The following is a 15,582-nucleotide window of genomic DNA, read 5'->3' on the forward strand; positions in this document are numbered from 1 at the left end:
TTATTCTTTAAACGGGTTGCGGGAGGTGGACGGCGTGGCGCGGGTTTTCACTGGCGCGGCGTCGGGAGTCGGAAACGCGGGTAAAACGGCGTTGTCGCCCGGCTCCAGAATACCCAGTTTTTTCTCTTCCATACGCTGCAGCTGACGGGCGCGAACCTGGTCGTATTTCTCTTTCGACGCCGCGCTGTAGTTGTCGTCGTCGCGCAACACGGTGGTATGGATAAACACCATCAGGTTACGCTTAGAGGTATCCTGGGAGGTATAGCGGAACAGTTGTCCAACCAGCGGAATGTCGCCCAGCAGCGGCACCTTCGAAACGTTCTGCTTGGTGACGTTCTCAATAAGGCCGCCCAGTACCACTGTTTGTCCGCTGTGCACCATCACTTCGTTATTGATAGTGCGGGTATTAAACGTTGGGCCTAACGAAGAATCCTCGGTAGAGCTGGCATCCACACTGGAGACTTCTTGCTCAATCTTCATGTGAATCATGTCGCCGTCGTTAATCTGCGGCAGGATCTTGAGTTTGGTACCGACGGTTTTACGCTCAACGGTGTTAAACACGTTGTCGCCCGTGGTGGTCTGCGATCCCGACAGCACCGGCACGTCCTGTCCAACGTTAAATGACGCTTCTTTGTTATCCAGCGTCACCACGCTTGGCGTGGACAGAATGTCGTTTTTGCCGTTGGTGGACAGCGCGGTCATCAGCGCGCCAAAGTCGCCGTTGAAGAAGCCGGTCGCCATCCCGGTGAAGCTCACCCCTTTCATACTGCCGTCTTTAATTTGACTGATTGGCAGGCCGGTTGCGCCAAACTGTACCCCGCCGTGTTTCCCTGTCCACTGCACGCCGAGATCGGTTCCCGCGCCATCCTGCACTTCGGCGATGATCGCTTCCACCAGCACCTGCGGACGGCGGATGTCCAGCTTGTCGATCACTTTTTCCAGCGAGTTCATTACGTTAGGCTGGGCGGTAATCACCAGCGAGTTGGTGGACTCGTCGGCGGTAATGTTCAGTTCGTTATTGGCGGTGGCCGTTTTACTTTTCGTGGCCCCCGGCTTGTCCTTCAACTGCTCGCCAATGCCGGTGAGCACAGGCACCACCTTCGCGGCGTTAGCATATTTGAGATAAAAGACGCGGGTATTGCCTTCGTTACTTTGCTCGCGATCCAACTGGGCGATCAGCGCGCGCGTACGCGTGCGCGCCTCTTCGCTGCCGCTGATCACCAGGCTGTTGGTTTCATCATCAGAGACCACTTTGGTAGCCAGCTGCGGCGCGTTCTGCCCTTTTTGTTCTTCGTTGTTGAGGTTATTCAACATGTCCGAAAGTTCTTTGGCGGAAGCATAGTGCAGCGGAACGATTTCGCGGCGCTGCACGCCGGAACGATCCACGCGCTGCACCAGATCCACCAGCCGGTTCACTACCGAAGCTTTGCCGGTCAGCAGCAGCACGTTAGAGGGTTCGAAATGCACCACGTTGCCGATCCCGGTGGCGTCATTAAGCTGGCGAAGCAGCGGCGCCAGTTCGCGTACCGGCACGTTTTCCATACGCACCACGCGGGTAATTATTTCATCGCCTTTGCCCGGATTTTGGCTGTCGGCAATCGGCGCGCCTGCGGTTCTTGCCACCGCAGACCGCACCACTTTTATCATGCCGTTATCCATCGGAATAACGGAAAGGCCATACAGGTCCAGGACGCTAAGAAAGAACTGATAGTATTCTTCTTCCGTTAATACGTTATACGTACGGACCGATACATTTCCCTGTACGGAAGGATCGACAAGAATCGTTTTATTCAGATTACGACCTACCGTATCGATAAACTCACGGATATCGGTGTTTTTAAAACTGGCGCTAAAATTCGCAGCAAATAGCGACCCGGAGTATAAAGCCAGGGTTGTCAGCGTCACACACGCCCAGGGAAATTTCTTCATGATCGTTCACTTGTTAATTATTTAAAACATTAACCTGAATATTTTCCAGGTGCGTATTCCGTTTCACCACTATTGCCGCCTGTTTCATCGTTGACCAGTTGGCGATAATACTTTTGGCCTGTGCGGCCTGAGTCATATCAACAGAATTAACTCTTACAACCACATCGCCCTTTTTTAGCCCCATGTCGTGAAAAAAGGGCGAGGCGTCGCGGGGATTAATTTCGTAGCCTTCCAGCTGACCTTTTTCAATATGCGGTTTCAACACCAACCGATCGTTAAGATGCAGGCTTTCCGCGCCTGCGTCCGCGGTAGGTTTTGCCACCGGTCCGCTCTCTACGCCGCCTTTAAAGTAGTCCGGCTTTTTTAGCGCCAGTACTTGCGTAGTACCTTCGTAATTAACCACCACATTATCATTGTTAATTTCCTCAAGGTACGCATCATTAAAGCCCACCAGCGTTTCACCTTCGCGATAACTTTTTTGTCCTGCCGGTGTTTTGATAACGGCAAAAGAGAGCCATTTTTCATCGCTACTGACGATGCCCTCAATTTCTGCGGACAACGGGGTTTTTACTGCCACGGGAGAATTCGCTTGCCAGACGGCAGGCTGAAACAGGGCAAATTCCTTTTCTGTGTCACGCGTATTCCGCACTTTATTTTTGGCGGCATCTAACTTATTCGTAACTTTTCTATAATCTTTATAGACGACATACCCCTGATGCCCGCTAAATATTAGCAAGAGAAACATCACGCAGGGTGCAATCAGTCTGGAATAAAGTTGCATCCTCATTCTTCAACTGCCTTAAATAACACTGAATTTCGCAGCATCGGGCTGCGCCAATATGTGATATGAATACTACTGAGAAGATTGAACAGCGACCATCTGCAATATCAGCAACTTTACAGGAAAAAATCGTTGACGCTTTTTTAGGTTGATGCTAACCCGAAAAAAATGAGGTTCATTTTCTCCTGTACAGAGTTTGCTCAGCCATCGCCCTTCCTTTATTTTTTCGCCAACGTTTTTGAAAGCCAAGTGCGCCGTGAGTCATCATGTATCTGAACCATTTTAAATTTACCAGCCAGCCGTATGGCAGCGTGACCCGACGTCCGGGGATGTTTTTAATTCCGTATCTCCAGGATATTTTTGGTCTGTTGCTGGCGAAAATAAAGACTCCGGGCATGATGGGCCTGTTTTCCGCCGAGCCGGAATTGCTCAGTGCGTTCATTGAAAATTTGCGCGAACAGCACCCGTGCGCACAAACCCTCAACGCCTTTCCGAAGCTGAGCGGCAATACCCTGCTGTACAAGCTCAATCCGGCCACGCAAACGAGCAAGAATAAATTACACGCCGTGGATGCTGTGCTGCGTCTCTGGCAGGAAGAATCGCCTTCGCGACGCCCGAAAGGCAAGCTGCTGATGATCTCCACGGCGGAAGCGATCAAGGACAACTGCTGGGACGTGCTGGCGATGCTGCTGGTGCGTGCCGAAGAGTCCGGCTTTCCGCTGAACATTCTGCTGACCGGCAGCCCCGAGCAAGAGTCACGCCTGCTCAACCACTCCGGGCTGCGTTCACGGGTTCATACCTGCCATACGCTGCGCCCGCTAACCTGCGGCGAATTCCATGCCTACGTCGAGGCGCAGACCGAAGCGCATCAGGCAGAGACGTCGCCGTTGACGCCCGCCCGTGTGCGACGGATGCACGCGCTGACCAGAGGCCAGGTGAGCCAGTTGAACAAGCTGGCGCACCTGGCGATGCTCGCGGCCTGGACCGAACGCGCGGCCACCGTTTCACCGCGTCATTTACGTTTAGCCGCAGGCGAAATCATTCCCGCCAGGCCGCGCGGTCGCCGGTTCGCCGCCATGGGTCTGCTGGCCTCGGTGGCGTTCGCCTGCTGCGCCGGGTATTTCTCTTCCGCGCTGACGGCGCATCTTCCCGTCCCCCTGCCGGTGCCTGTCGCCTGGCATAAAACGCAACCGAAGACAGACGGCCCCCGGGAACCGACGATTGAACGCGACGTGGTGAATCTGCCGGATGCCATGCATCAGCTGTACACCATGTGGGGATATGACGCCTCGGCAAACGATGCGTTGTGCCAGAACGCCGGACGGGTAAACCTGATGTGCCGGCAGGGAAATGCGTCGCTGGCGGCGCTGGAGAAAGCGGGATATCCGTGGATCGGCGAGCTCAAAACCGGCGATCACCTGAACTATGCCGTCGTGGCGCGGGTAGAAAAAGACACTCTCGATCTGCTGGTCAACAACCGTACCTGGCAGGTGAGCAAACGCTGGTTTAATCAGCATGCCACCGGCAATTACACCCTGCTGCACCGCTTAACGCCGCAGGGGAAAGATGAAATCACCGCCGCCAGCGGCAAAACGGATTTGAACTGGCTGGATCAGGAACTGAGTCAGTTGCTGCACGAGCCCGTCACCCACGCGCAGGGCTGGACTGCCGATCTCGCCAGACGTACCCGCGAATTTCAGGGGAAAACGGGACTGCACGTTGACGGCATCGTTGGCGAAGAGACGCTGATGCAGCTGATGCGTGCCGCCAACAGTACGCCAGGCGTCGTGACGCAAACCGCAACGATAAAGCCGCCAGCGAAAACGCAAGGGAAGCCGCAATAATGTCCACCATTTGTCTTGCTGCTCAACGCAGCTTTGCGACCGGCGAGGCGGTCTATTTTTCCTACCGCCTGCCCACTATCCGGAAAAAAGTCTTTCAGACCCTGTTCTGGCTCATGACGCTGTTCGCTTTTGTCGTTGCCGGACTGTATGCGCATATTTACTGGCAGTGCAGACACCCTGCGCCGCCGCCAAAGCCAGTGAAGGTGGTTAACCCCGACGTACACCCGTCTGATATGCATTATGTGTACGTTTCGAAGCCGTTCCCACCGCCAAAACCTGAACCACTTCCGGCGGCGCAGGCACGTCCTCCTGTTCAGGACGATACGTTGTGGCAAGCCGATGACGACTGGCGGCAGGCGCCTGAGGGCGAATTATCCGCTGTGGCGCTGCCGGGCACAGAAAACCAGACGTCGTCCTTGCAGGAACGCTTCCTGCAAGCGCTACAGGAACAAAAAGCGGACTATCAGCAGGGAAAGGTACCGCCTCCCCCTGAGGATGAGACGCTGAACGACTATGACGCCATGCAGAAAACGCGCAGGATGCCGCAGCCCCCCCAAAATGCCCGGGGCTAACCGCTGCCTGACGACGCCTGATGATTGATATGATGAATGATTTACAGTGCAGAAGGACTAAAAAAGCCTCCACTTCCGTTTCATGAAGGGAGACTCCAGGGAGGATATTAGTATTTTTCAGGCAACGCTTTCATTGTAATTAAGCGTCCCTTTTCTATAACAATATAATTACCTTTTTTCAGATCAGAGAGTATTTTGATGATCGTGCTACGGGCAAAGTTGGTGTATTCCTGAATATAATCATAAACGTTAATATCATAATCATGGTGGGTGATCAGCGCATTGATTTCAATGAGGAACTCACGGATGACGGAATACGCATTGCGGGCGACCAGCATATCATCGCGTTTGCTTAACAGACAAATGTACCAGGATAAGACTTTCGTCAATTCTGGCCATAAATTATTTTCGGTCAAAAGCTGGAAGAACGCCTCTTTCCTGATGGAGCGAACAACCGTGTTAGAGCGCGCCAGACCATACATGTGGGGAGACTGATAGAACATCGCGGAAAGGCCAAAAATGCACTGTCCCTGCAACGTAAACATACACAGTTCGTCCGAGACCCGGCGAAATTCAACCTGCCCGCTAATAATAATATGAATATAATCCGGATCATCGGTAGTAATTTTCTGCCATTTTTTCAGTTTTCTTTCTTCATACCCTTCAGTGGCGGAAATAATGCACCCCATTTCGGTATGGGGGCGTGTTTTTTTACCGTATATACTTAACATTGTTATACCTTACGCAGAATATTGATAATACGTGTGCTTAACCACCGCAGAAATGCGGCTTATAAACAACTGAATCGTTCCTGGTTCCAAAAAGGCAAGTAAAAGAAATAAAAAAGAGAAGAAATAATAGATTTATAATATTTTGAAAAGCATCCTGAAGACGAAATCAATCATAAATGAGACCAATATAAAGTCAATTAATCATAGATTAATTGACTTTTAACTTAGGATTAATCCCATCAGAAAAACCAGGAGGGGCGGCACTGTCGCGCAGTCTGCGCCTATCCCTGCCCGTATTTCTCTAACAGCGCCTCGGCAATCGCCTGGGTTTGGGCATCCGCGACGCCATTCCATAGCGACGGGCGGAAATGCATCTGAAAGGCCATGATCACCCGCCGCTGCTCGCGCCCGGTCATATCAGGCGTGACTTCGTAACCATAGCGCGCCAGTAGGTCCAGCACGCTTGCGGGATCGACAGGCGTATGCGGCGCACGTCCGGCAAGATAAAATTCCACTCGCTGCGGGTCCGGCCAGGCGCCTATCCCTTGCTCCGCAAGCTGCTGCCAGGGAAACAGCGGGCCAGGATCGTCCTTACGCTGCGGCGCGATATCCGCGTGCGCCACCACGTTCTGCGGCTTAATGTCGTAACGGGCGACGATCTCTTTCGCCAGCGGTATCAGCGCCTGTATCTGCGCCGGTTGAAATGGCGCAAAGTATTTCTCGCCCGCCGACATCCGCCAGCCGCGGTTTTCCAGCTCGATACCGATTGAGGTGTCGTTGATGCGCGTCGCGCCGCGCCAGAAACTGACGCCTGCATGCCAGGCCAGCTCCTGTTCCGGCACCAGTTGCCAGATACGCGGCTTCCCCCGGTACCGCGGTGGCGCCGACGGGATCAGGTAATGCGAGCTGACATTTTTGTCCGTCAGCGTCGCCAGCGAGGTGTCAAAGTCATCCGCTGTGTAGTGGATCACCAGCACCTTGATGCGTGGATAAGCCGCCTGCGCCTGATGGCGCGTGTCGAGCTGGTATCCGTCTTTGTCGACAATCCCTTTTTCGCTCGCGCAGCCGGTCAGCAGCAGCGCGGCGGCCGCCAGCGACAGTAACGCTCTCATCGGCGCGTTTTTACCGCCGTGCCGCTCACGCTGACCATCAGCATACTGCCGTCTTTGCCCACGGTTTCATAGTCGATATCAATACCGACCACCGCATCGGCGCCCAGCGCTTTTGCCTGATCCCCCAGCTCTTCAAAGGCGATTTCCCGCGCTTTTCGCAGCTCTTTTTCATAGGCGCCGGAACGTCCGCCAACGATATCGCGGATACCGGCAAAAAAATCACGGAAGATGTTTGCGCCTAAAATGGCTTCGCCCGTGACCACACCGCAGTATTCCACGATGCTTTGTCCTTCCAGAGTGGGGGTGGTTGAAAACTGCATAATTACGCTCCTTTACTCAGCCATTGGCAAAATCATAAGGGATCGGGGCATAAGCGCACGATCGCAAAAGCATTATCAGACCGATACACTATTATTGAAAGGTTATAACTGAATAATGTAGAAGACTATTAGCAGAAGCTTATAAGGAAATCACTATGCGCTATTCGAAACTCTCCCTGCTTATCCCCTGCGCGCTGCTTCTCAGTGCCTGCACCACCGTCACGCCGGCCTACAAAGATAACGGACCGCGTGCAGGCGCCTGCGTGGAGGGAGGCCCGGACGATGTGGCTCAACAATTCTATGACTATCGCATTCAGCACCGCAGCAATGACCTTACCGCCCTGCGCCCATACCTGAGCGATAACCTGGCGAAACTGCTGTCTGACGCCAGCCGCGACGGCCAGCATCGTCAGCTTTTGAGCAGCGATCCCTTCTCCAGCCGCGCAACGCCGCCGGACAGCGCAAACGTCGCCAGCGCGTCGACCATTCCGAACCGGGACGCGCGCAATATTCCGCTGCGCGTGGAGCTGAAACAGGGCGAGCAGCGCTGGCAGGATGAAGTATTGATGATTCATGAAGGTCAGTGCTGGGTGATTGACGATGTGCGCTACCTCGGCGGCAGCGTCCATGCGCCAGCCGGAACCCTGCGCCAGTCGGTTGAGAACCGTTAATTTTTGACGTTACAGGCCGGATGGCTGCGCATTGTTTTATCCGGCCTACACGCAGTCCCACATCATTTTTTTCCTTTCTCGCGTAAATTGTCTGGCATTCTTCACAGAATGCCGACAATCATGCTTGCGCCATCTTGCCGCCGCTATTTTGTGCTATGTTTAAGGGGAAATGCGCGCTATATTTAACTTTTAAAGCATAAATATTGCATAACTATTCTGCCAAAGGTACTATCTGCGGCTTCAATAGCTATCAGACGGCCAGTATACGAGTATCAATGAGTATTCAATTAAACGGCATTAACTGCTTCTACGGCGCGCATCAGGCGCTGTTCGATATCACGCTGGATTGCCCGCAGGGCGAAACGCTGGTGTTGCTTGGCCCAAGCGGGGCGGGTAAAAGCTCGCTGCTGCGCGTACTCAACCTTCTGGAGATGCCGCGGTCCGGTACGCTGGACATTGCGGGCAACCATTTCGACTTCCGCAAGACGCCGTCAGACAAAGCCATTCGCGATCTGCGCCAGAATGTCGGCATGGTCTTTCAGCAGTACAATCTGTGGCCGCATCTGACCGTACAGCAGAACCTTATCGAAGCGCCCTGCCGCGTACTCGGGCTGACGAAAGATCAGGCCTTAGCCCGTGCGGAGAAGCTGCTGGAACGCCTGCGTCTGAAGCCCTACAGCGATCGTTATCCCTTGCACCTTTCTGGCGGCCAGCAGCAGCGCGTCGCCATCGCCCGCGCGCTGATGATGGAACCGCAGGTGTTGTTGTTTGATGAACCCACAGCCGCGCTGGATCCGGAAATCACCGCGCAAATCGTCAGTATCATTCGTGAACTGGCGGAAACGAACATTACTCAGGTGATCGTGACGCACGAAGTGGAAGTGGCGCGGAAAACCGCCAGCCGCGTGGTGTATATGGAAAACGGTCACATCGTCGAGCTGGGTGATGCGGGGTGCTTCGCCAACCCGCAGACCGATGCGTTTAAAAACTATCTCTCTCACTAAGATTCGGGACAACGACAATGAAAAAAGTTCTGATTGCCGCGCTTATCGCTGGCTTTAGCCTTTCTGCAACAGCAGCACAGACCATTCGTTTTGCGACCGAAGCATCCTACCCTCCGTTCGAGTCGATGGATGCGAAGAACAAAATCGTCGGTTTCGACGTCGACCTGGCCAATGCGCTGTGTAAAGAGATTGACGCCACCTGTACGTTCACCAACCAGGCGTTTGACAGCCTGATCCCCAGTCTGAAGTTCCGCCGCTTCGATGCGGTTATGGCCGGGATGGACATCACGCCGGAGCGCGAAAAACAGGTGCTGTTCACCACGCCGTATTATGACAACTCCGCGCTGTTTATTGGCCAGCAGGGTAAATTCTCCAGCGTGGATCAGTTGAAAGGCAAAAAAGTGGGCGTGCAGAACGGCACCACTCACCAGAAGTTCATTATGGATAAGCACCCGGAAATTACGACCGTTCCTTACGACAGCTATCAGAACGCGAAGCTGGATCTGCAAAACGGACGTATTGACGGCGTATTCGGCGACACCGCGGTGGTTACCGAATGGCTGAAGGATAATCCGAAACTGGCGGCGGTTGGCGACAAAGTGACGGATAAAGACTACTTCGGCACCGGCCTCGGCATCGCTGTCCGTCAGGGCAACACCGAGTTGCAGCAGAAATTTAACGCTGCGCTGGAAAAAGTGAAAAAAGATGGCACTTACGAAACCATCTATAACAAATGGTTCCAGAAGTAAGCCTTGATGAACGAATTTTTTCCGTTAGCAAGCGCCGCCGGGATGACCGTCGGCCTTGCCGTTTGCGCGCTGATCCTCGGCCTTGCGTTGGCGATGTTTTTCGCCGTCTGGGAGTCAGTTAAATGGCGTCCGGTCGCGTGGACCGGCTCAGCGCTGGTGACGATTTTACGCGGCCTGCCGGAAATTCTGGTGGTGCTGTTTATTTATTTCGGCTCCTCTCAACTGCTGCTGACGCTCTCTGACGGCTTTACCGTTAATCTGGGCGTCGTGCAGATCCCGATACAAATGGAGATCGAAAACTTCGACGTCAGCCCGTTCCTGTGTGGCGTAATTGCCCTTTCGCTGCTGTATGCGGCGTATGCTTCGCAAACCCTGCGCGGCGCGCTGAAAGCGGTACCGATTGGGCAGTGGGAGTCCGGCCAGGCGCTGGGGCTGTCGAAAGCGGCGATCTTCTTCCGCCTGGTGATGCCGCAAATGTGGCGTCATGCCCTGCCTGGTCTGGGTAACCAGTGGTTGGTGCTGCTGAAGGACACCGCGCTGGTCAGTCTGATCAGCGTCAATGACCTGATGCTGCAAACCAAGAGCATTGCGACACGCACCCAGGAGCCGTTTAACTGGTATATTATTGCCGCGGCGATCTATCTGGTGATCACCCTGATAAGTCAGTACATTCTCAAACGCATTGACCTGCGCGCGACACGTTTTGAGCGGAGACCGGGCTGATGTTTGAGTATTTACCTGAACTGTTAAAAGGGCTGCATACCAGTCTGACGCTGACGGTGGCATCCATTGTCGTTGCGCTGCTCCTGTCGCTGATTTTCACCATCGTTCTGACGCTGAAAACGCCGGGGGTGGTCTGGCTGGTGCGCGGCTATATCACGCTGTTTACCGGCACGCCGCTGCTGGTGCAGATCTTCCTGATCTACTATGGACCGGGGCAGTTTCCGTCTTTGCAGGCGTATCCGGTTCTCTGGCATCTGCTGTCCGAGCCGTGGCTGTGCGCGCTGATTGCGCTATCGCTGAACAGCGCCGCTTACACCACGCAGCTGTTTTACGGTGCGATTCGCGCAATCCCGGAAGGCCAGTGGCAGTCCTGCGGCGCGCTGGGGATGAGCAAAAAAGACACACTGGCGATTCTGCTGCCTTATGCCTTTAAACGCGCCCTCTCCTCGTATTCTAACGAAGTGGTGCTGGTGTTTAAGAGCACCTCGCTGGCTTACACCATTACGCTGATGGAGGTAATGGGTTACAGCCAGCTCATGTACGGGCGCACTTACGACGTGATGGTATTTGGCGCGGCAGGCGTCATTTATCTCATCGTTAATGGCCTTTTGACGCTGATGATGCGCTTGATCGAACGTAAAGCGCTGGCGTTTGAACGCCGGAATTAACCGTTCAGAAAGTGCATAAATCTGAATACAGAAAACGGACAAGTTGCTAACCTGTCCGTTTTTTTTATTCCCGCATAAAATATTTAATCATTTATATTGCATACAAATTCAAATACTGGCATTGTAATTCCATGCCGCAGAAACGGCGCTTCATCATAACGGGAGTTCAACCATGAAAAAGTTAGTTCTGGCCGCATTGCTTGCCTCTTTCGCTGTCGGCGCGTCTGCCGCAGAAAAAATCAGCTTCGGGGTTTCCGCCACCTATCCCCCGTTTGAATCCATGGACGCCAATAACCAAATCGTCGGTTTCGATCTCGATCTGGCAAAAGCCTTATGTAAGCAGATGCAGGCAGAATGTACCTTTACCAATCATGCCTTTGACAGCCTGATCCCGGCGCTGAAATTCAGAAAATATGATGCCGTCATTTCCGGTATGGATATTACGCCGGAGCGGAGCAAACAGGTCGCCTTTACCCAACCTTACTACGCCAACTCCGCGCTGGTGATTGCCAGGAAAGATGCGTATAAAACCTTTGCCGACCTGAAAGGCAAACGTATTGGTATGGAAAACGGCACCACGCATCAGAAATACCTTCAGGACAAGCACCCGGAAGTCAAAACTGTCGCCTATGACAGCTACCAGAACGCGATTATCGACCTGAAAAATGGCCGTATCGACGGCGTATTCGGCGATACCGCTGTGGTCAACGAATGGCTGAAGAGCAACCCGCAGTTAGGGCCAGGAACAGAAAAAGTGACCGATCCCCAGTATTTCGGCACCGGTCTGGGCATCGCCGTTCGCCCGGATAATAAAGCCCTGTTAGAGAAACTGAACGCCGCGCTGACCGCCATTAAGGCGGACGGCACCTGGCAGAAAATCAACGACCAGTGGTTCCCGCAATAATGATTTACGGCCCGCAATGCGGGCCGTTATTTATGCATTCCGCACCAGCAGCGTCAGCACTTCATAATGGGCGGTGTGAGGGAACATATCGAAAAGCTGCACGCGTTCGGGACGATAACCCGGTAAATCCGCAATGTCTTTTGCCATCGTACGGGCGTTGCAACTCGAGTAGATGATAAACGGCGGGGCCATCTCGCTGAGATAATCGCATAGCGCTTTGCCAATCCCGCGACGCGGCGGATTCACCAGCACCAGTTGCGGGGCGCTCTCCTGAGCGGTAGCGAACTGCGTGGAGTCCAGCGCCTGAAAATGCAGATTCGTTAAACCGAGCTCTTTCGCCGACTGCTTCGCGCAGGCAATCGCCTCTGGGGAGATTTCAATCCCGGTTAGCCGCATCTCAGGCGTGGCGCAGTGCAGCCCAAAGCCGCCGACGCCGCAGAACAGATCCCACATATGGTTTACCGGGAGCTGACGCACCCAGTCACGGGCGGTAGCATAGAGCTGGCTTGCCACCGTCGGGTTGGTCTGGAAAAAACTTTGTGGACGGATCCACAGCGGAACGTCGTTGAAACGCTCCGCCAGCGACGACGTTTCAGTCAGGAAGATCTCCGTCTCCCCTTCCATAATCGCCATGTGCACAGGCTGCAGGTTGACGCTGATGACCTTAAGCTGCGGCAGTTGCGCCTGCAGCGAGGGCAACGCGGCGCGCAGTTGCGCCAGCTTGGTTTCTGAACGCAGCACAAAGCGCAGCATCATGCCGCCATCGTACTGGCTTTCGGTAAGCAATATATATTTCAGCTCGCCACGCTTACGCGCCACGTTGTAGGGCGTTAAGCCCGCCCGGGCAATAAACGGCTTGAGGGCGGCGAAAACGGCAGCAAACGACGGCGGATAAAGCGGACAGTCGCAGAGATCTTCCGGCGTGCCGTCGCGGTGTAGCATCCCGAGCAGCGGTTTTTCCACGCTGCCGCTGACCACCATCTTGGCTTTATTGCGAAAGCCTTGTTCCGGCCCGCTGACTGGCGCGCGCCACTCCCCCACCGGGAAACCGGCAAGCAGATTGTTGAGATCGGCTGTTTTGGCGGAGAGTTGAACGTCAACCGGCTGCGTGATCCACGGGCAGGAGCGGCAGCGGCCGGCGTCATAAAGTGCGCAATACATACGGAAACCTTCAGATGTTCGGGGCGACGATTATACACATTATTCGGGCATTTGTAGGTCGCGCCAGGACGCCGTTTTTACTGGAGCTGGAAGAACCGGCGGCTGGTGGCCGGAACAAACAGCAGGCAAAGCACCAACATGTCCGGCAGCTTCTGCATCACCAGGGTATGCAGAATTTCCCGTTTTGACTCACCGGCGATGCTGAATAACTCCGGATACCCGTAGCCTAATGAGGCTGCCCATAAATAGCCCGCGGCGGTCACCTGGGTCAGTAAATAAATCCAGCGCGCCCAGTTGCGCCCTTTTACCAGCGAAAATGCGCACCAGATCTCAATAAACACCAGCACCAGGCTGCTCAAAAAAACCAGCGTCAGACTCCATGTTTGCACGCTGCGATGGATAAATTCGCCAAGCCCCCGAATGCCGAGCGTATTGAATATCATCAGCACGTCGAGGCAACGGATCATTATAATGGCGAGCGCCGCCACCTGCACCAGCGCGGGCACATTTAAACGAGCGTGTGATGAGGACGTTTTTTTGAAGAATCCCAATGTGTGACTTCCCTGAAAAACAGTGCCGCGACATGCGCGGCACTTCACTGGAAATTTTAATTGCTTCAGCCGCGTCTTGCACGCTGGATATCGCGGATTCGCTGTTTTTCCGTGCGCGCCATCAGATACCAGGCGATAAATCCGACAATTCCGACCACCCCGAGGATCAACGTAGCCAGAGCGTTGATTTCCGGGTTCACTCCCATGCGCACGCTGGAGAACACCAGCATCGGCAAGGTCGTCGCGCCGGGACCGGAAACAAAGCTGGCGATCACCAGATCGTCAAGCGACAGCGTAAACGCCAACAGCCAGCCGGAGACGATGGCAGGCATGATCATCGGTAAGGTGATCACGAAGAACACCTTCAGCGGCGTCGCGCCGAGATCCATCGCCGCCTCTTCAATAGATCGATCCAGTTCCCGCAGGCGCGAGGAGATCACCACCGCCACGTAGGCGGTACAGAAGGTGACATGCGCCAGCCAGATGGTCAACATACCGCGGTCGGACGGCCAACCGATGGCGTGGGCGAGCGCGACAAACAGCAACAGCAACGAAAGCCCGGTAATGACGTCCGGCATTACCAGCGGCGCAGTAATCATAAAAGCGAAACCGTTGGCGCCGCGAAAACGACCAAAACGCACCAGAACGACAGCGGCAATGGTGCCCAGGATCACCGCCATTGTCGCCGCGCAGGCGGCTATCGTCAGGCTTAAGCCCACGGCGCTCATCATGGCGTCATCGCGAAACAGCTCGCCGTACCAGCGCGTCGACCACCCCGCCCATACCGTCACCAGTTTAGAGCTGTTAAACGAGTAGATCACCAGCATCAGCATCGGCGCATACAGAAACGTAAAGCCCAGCACCAGAATCACGATGCGCCAGGGCGAACGTATTACCGGCAAATTGTTCATCCGTGGACGCCTCCGCTTTTTTGCTGGTGCTTGTGGAACCACATGATCGGAACGATCAGCAGCAGCAACATCACGATCGCCACCGCAGAGGCCACCGGCCAGTCACGGTTGTTAAAGAATTCCTGCCACAGCACGCGACCAATCATGATGCTGTCCGGCCCGCCGAGCAGCTCAGGAATGACAAACTCGCCGACAGCCGGAATAAACACCAGCATGGAACCGGCAATAATGCCGCCTTTGGTCAGCGGCACGATCACGCTAAAAAAGGTTTTCAGCGGGCGGGCGCCGAGATCGAGCGAGGCTTCCACCAGCGAATAGTCAATGCGCGTCAGAGCGGTGTAGATCGGCAGCACCATAAACGGCAGATAGGCATACACGATGCCGATATAGACGGCCAGGTTGGTATGCAGGATGGTCAACGGCTGGTCGATGACGCCAAGCCACAGCAGAAAGTTGTTTAACACACCGTTATTTTTCAGGATCCCCATCCACGCATAAACGCGAATAAGAAACGAGGTCCACGACGGCAGGATCACTAACAGCAGCAGGATATTTCGCGTCGACGGCTTGCTGTGGGCCACCGCCCACGCCAGCGGGTATCCCAGCAGCAAGCAGCACAGGGTGGAGATGCCCGCGACCTGTAGCGACTGCAAATAGGCGTCAAAATAAAGCGGATCGTCGGTCAACTGCAGGAAGTTACCGAGGTTAAGGGTGATCGCCAGTTGCCCGTCAGCCCACGCCATCAGCTCGGTGTACGGCGGGATCGCCCTCGCCATTTCCGCAAGGCTGATTTTAAAGACGATCAGAAACGGCAGCAGGAACAGCAGGATCAGCCAGACGTAAGGCAGCGCAATGACCAGTTTACGCCCGTGATTCATCTGCACGCGCGCCAGCCACAGCCGCAAACCGCCAGGCTTTTCTCCGCATGCCGCAGGTTCAAGTGTACTCATT

General features: G+C 54.5%; 17 protein-coding genes. 8 read left to right on the forward strand and 9 right to left on the reverse strand.

Going from position 1 to position 15,582, the window contains the following annotated elements; all coding sequences use genetic code 11:
• Together gspD and gspC are read right to left on the reverse strand one after the other, a co-directional pair.
• Entirely contained in the window at positions 1 to 1,929 is a 1,929-nt protein-coding gene (gspD, locus tag CSE01S_RS04510) for a type II secretion system secretin GspD (RefSeq protein WP_042284908.1), read from the reverse strand.
• 13 nt (positions 1,930 to 1,942) lie between these two features.
• Positions 1,943 to 2,674, reverse strand: coding sequence for a type II secretion system protein GspC (gene gspC / locus CSE01S_RS04515; protein WP_042286188.1), 732 nt, complete (start codon positions 2,672 to 2,674; stop codon positions 1,943 to 1,945).
• A gap of 302 nt (positions 2,675 to 2,976) precedes the next feature.
• Between gspC and CSE01S_RS04520 the strand changes: the two genes are divergently transcribed.
• Positions 2,977 to 4,554 carry an ExeA family protein gene (locus CSE01S_RS04520; RefSeq protein WP_042284910.1) on the forward strand — a complete coding sequence of 526 codons (1,578 nt, stop codon included), beginning with the start codon at positions 2,977 to 2,979 and terminating at the stop codon, positions 4,552 to 4,554.
• Positions 4,554 to 5,126 (forward strand): type II secretion system protein GspB, cryptic system variant, encoded by a 573-nt coding sequence (locus tag CSE01S_RS04525; protein WP_042284914.1) that lies wholly within the window; start codon positions 4,554 to 4,556, stop codon positions 5,124 to 5,126. The genes CSE01S_RS04520 and CSE01S_RS04525 overlap by 1 nt, the downstream gene beginning before the upstream one ends.
• A 107-nt stretch (positions 5,127 to 5,233) precedes the next feature.
• On the opposite strand, the gene CSE01S_RS04530 is transcribed toward CSE01S_RS04525, so the two are convergent.
• The 3 genes from CSE01S_RS04530 to CSE01S_RS04540 all read right to left on the reverse strand — a co-directional run bounded on the left by CSE01S_RS04530 (position 5,234) and on the right by CSE01S_RS04540 (position 7,289).
• Positions 5,234 to 5,857, reverse strand: coding sequence for a helix-turn-helix domain-containing protein (locus tag CSE01S_RS04530; RefSeq protein ID WP_042284916.1), 624 nt, complete (start codon positions 5,855 to 5,857; stop codon positions 5,234 to 5,236).
• Between the two features lie 281 nt (positions 5,858 to 6,138).
• Positions 6,139 to 6,969 carry an N-acetylmuramoyl-L-alanine amidase gene (locus CSE01S_RS04535; RefSeq protein WP_042284919.1) on the reverse strand — a complete coding sequence of 277 codons (831 nt, stop codon included), beginning with the start codon at positions 6,967 to 6,969 and terminating at the stop codon, positions 6,139 to 6,141.
• Complete coding sequence (locus tag CSE01S_RS04540; protein ID WP_042284921.1) at positions 6,966 to 7,289, reverse strand: heavy metal-binding domain-containing protein; 324 nt, start codon at positions 7,287 to 7,289, stop codon at positions 6,966 to 6,968. Before CSE01S_RS04540 ends, CSE01S_RS04535 begins: the two co-directional genes overlap by 4 nt.
• A 155-nt stretch (positions 7,290 to 7,444) precedes the next feature.
• On the opposite strand from CSE01S_RS04540, the gene CSE01S_RS04545 reads away from it, so the two are divergent.
• The 6 genes from CSE01S_RS04545 (at position 7,445) to artJ (ending at position 12,008) form a co-directional block, all read left to right on the forward strand.
• The gene (locus CSE01S_RS04545) at positions 7,445 to 7,960 is read left to right on the forward strand and encodes a lipoprotein (RefSeq protein ID WP_042284925.1); all 516 of its coding nucleotides are present in this window, start codon (positions 7,445 to 7,447) and stop codon (positions 7,958 to 7,960) included.
• 275 nt (positions 7,961 to 8,235) lie between these two features.
• Positions 8,236 to 8,964 carry an arginine ABC transporter ATP-binding protein ArtP gene (gene artP / locus CSE01S_RS04550; protein ID WP_042284928.1) on the forward strand — a complete coding sequence of 243 codons (729 nt, stop codon included), beginning with the start codon at positions 8,236 to 8,238 and terminating at the stop codon, positions 8,962 to 8,964.
• Positions 8,965 to 8,981: 17 nt separating this feature from the next.
• Positions 8,982 to 9,713, forward strand: coding sequence for an arginine ABC transporter substrate-binding protein ArtI (gene artI / locus CSE01S_RS04555; protein WP_042284932.1), 732 nt, complete (start codon positions 8,982 to 8,984; stop codon positions 9,711 to 9,713).
• A 6-nt stretch (positions 9,714 to 9,719) separates the two neighbouring features.
• Positions 9,720 to 10,436, forward strand: coding sequence for an arginine ABC transporter permease ArtQ (artQ, locus tag CSE01S_RS04560; protein WP_042284934.1), 717 nt, complete (start codon positions 9,720 to 9,722; stop codon positions 10,434 to 10,436).
• The gene (gene artM / locus CSE01S_RS04565; protein ID WP_042284936.1) at positions 10,436 to 11,104 is read left to right on the forward strand and encodes an arginine ABC transporter permease ArtM; all 669 of its coding nucleotides are present in this window, start codon (positions 10,436 to 10,438) and stop codon (positions 11,102 to 11,104) included. The genes artQ and artM overlap by 1 nt, the downstream gene beginning before the upstream one ends.
• 172 nt (positions 11,105 to 11,276) lie before the next feature.
• The gene (gene artJ, locus CSE01S_RS04570) at positions 11,277 to 12,008 is read left to right on the forward strand and encodes an arginine ABC transporter substrate-binding protein ArtJ (RefSeq protein ID WP_042284939.1); all 732 of its coding nucleotides are present in this window, start codon (positions 11,277 to 11,279) and stop codon (positions 12,006 to 12,008) included.
• 30 nt (positions 12,009 to 12,038) lie between these two features.
• Here the strand turns inward: artJ and rlmC are convergent, their stop codons facing one another.
• The 4 genes from rlmC to potH form a co-directional block, all read right to left on the reverse strand.
• Positions 12,039 to 13,169, reverse strand: coding sequence for a 23S rRNA (uracil(747)-C(5))-methyltransferase RlmC (gene rlmC, locus CSE01S_RS04575; protein WP_042284941.1), 1,131 nt, complete (start codon positions 13,167 to 13,169; stop codon positions 12,039 to 12,041).
• Positions 13,170 to 13,246: 77 nt separating this feature from the next.
• Positions 13,247 to 13,768, reverse strand: coding sequence for a YbjO family protein (locus CSE01S_RS04580; RefSeq protein WP_120714883.1), 522 nt, complete (start codon positions 13,766 to 13,768; stop codon positions 13,247 to 13,249).
• 17 nt (positions 13,769 to 13,785) lie between these two features.
• A complete protein-coding gene (potI, locus tag CSE01S_RS04585; protein ID WP_042284946.1) occupies positions 13,786 to 14,631 on the reverse strand; it encodes a putrescine ABC transporter permease PotI in 846 nt (281 codons plus the stop codon).
• Positions 14,628 to 15,581 carry a putrescine ABC transporter permease PotH gene (potH, locus tag CSE01S_RS04590; RefSeq protein WP_042284949.1) on the reverse strand — a complete coding sequence of 318 codons (954 nt, stop codon included), beginning with the start codon at positions 15,579 to 15,581 and terminating at the stop codon, positions 14,628 to 14,630. Before potH ends, potI begins: the two co-directional genes overlap by 4 nt.
• Position 15,582 lies beyond the last annotated feature (1 nt).

It is taken from the genome of Citrobacter sedlakii NBRC 105722 (assembly GCF_000759835.1).
GTDB lineage: Bacteria > Pseudomonadota > Gammaproteobacteria > Enterobacterales > Enterobacteriaceae > Citrobacter_A > Citrobacter_A sedlakii.

Bases quoted from the DNA above. Each gene is read 5' to 3' on its own strand.
- potH (WP_042284949.1), bottom strand. From the start codon at position 15,581: ATGAGTACACTTGAACCTGCGGCATGCGGAGAAAAGCCTGGCGGTTTG.
- gspC (WP_042286188.1), bottom strand. From the start codon at position 2,674: ATGTTTCTCTTGCTAATATTTAGCGGGCATCAGGGGTATGTCGTCTAT.
- CSE01S_RS04525 (WP_042284914.1), top strand. From the start codon at position 4,554: ATGTCCACCATTTGTCTTGCTGCTCAACGCAGCTTTGCGACCGGCGAG.
- CSE01S_RS04545 (WP_042284925.1), top strand. From the start codon at position 7,445: ATGCGCTATTCGAAACTCTCCCTGCTTATCCCCTGCGCGCTGCTTCTC.
- rlmC (WP_042284941.1), bottom strand. From the start codon at position 13,169: ATGTATTGCGCACTTTATGACGCCGGCCGCTGCCGCTCCTGCCCGTGG.
- CSE01S_RS04540 (WP_042284921.1), bottom strand. From the start codon at position 7,289: ATGCAGTTTTCAACCACCCCCACTCTGGAAGGACAAAGCATCGTGGAA.
- artQ (WP_042284934.1), top strand. From the start codon at position 9,720: ATGAACGAATTTTTTCCGTTAGCAAGCGCCGCCGGGATGACCGTCGGC.
- artM (WP_042284936.1), top strand. From the start codon at position 10,436: ATGTTTGAGTATTTACCTGAACTGTTAAAAGGGCTGCATACCAGTCTG.
- gspD (WP_042284908.1), bottom strand. From the start codon at position 1,929: ATGAAGAAATTTCCCTGGGCGTGTGTGACGCTGACAACCCTGGCTTTA.
- artI (WP_042284932.1), top strand. From the start codon at position 8,982: ATGAAAAAAGTTCTGATTGCCGCGCTTATCGCTGGCTTTAGCCTTTCT.
- artJ (WP_042284939.1), top strand. From the start codon at position 11,277: ATGAAAAAGTTAGTTCTGGCCGCATTGCTTGCCTCTTTCGCTGTCGGC.
- artP (WP_042284928.1), top strand. From the start codon at position 8,236: ATGAGTATTCAATTAAACGGCATTAACTGCTTCTACGGCGCGCATCAG.
- potI (WP_042284946.1), bottom strand. From the start codon at position 14,631: ATGAACAATTTGCCGGTAATACGTTCGCCCTGGCGCATCGTGATTCTG.
- CSE01S_RS04520 (WP_042284910.1), top strand. From the start codon at position 2,977: ATGTATCTGAACCATTTTAAATTTACCAGCCAGCCGTATGGCAGCGTG.
- CSE01S_RS04530 (WP_042284916.1), bottom strand. From the start codon at position 5,857: ATGTTAAGTATATACGGTAAAAAAACACGCCCCCATACCGAAATGGGG.
- CSE01S_RS04535 (WP_042284919.1), bottom strand. From the start codon at position 6,969: ATGAGAGCGTTACTGTCGCTGGCGGCCGCCGCGCTGCTGCTGACCGGC.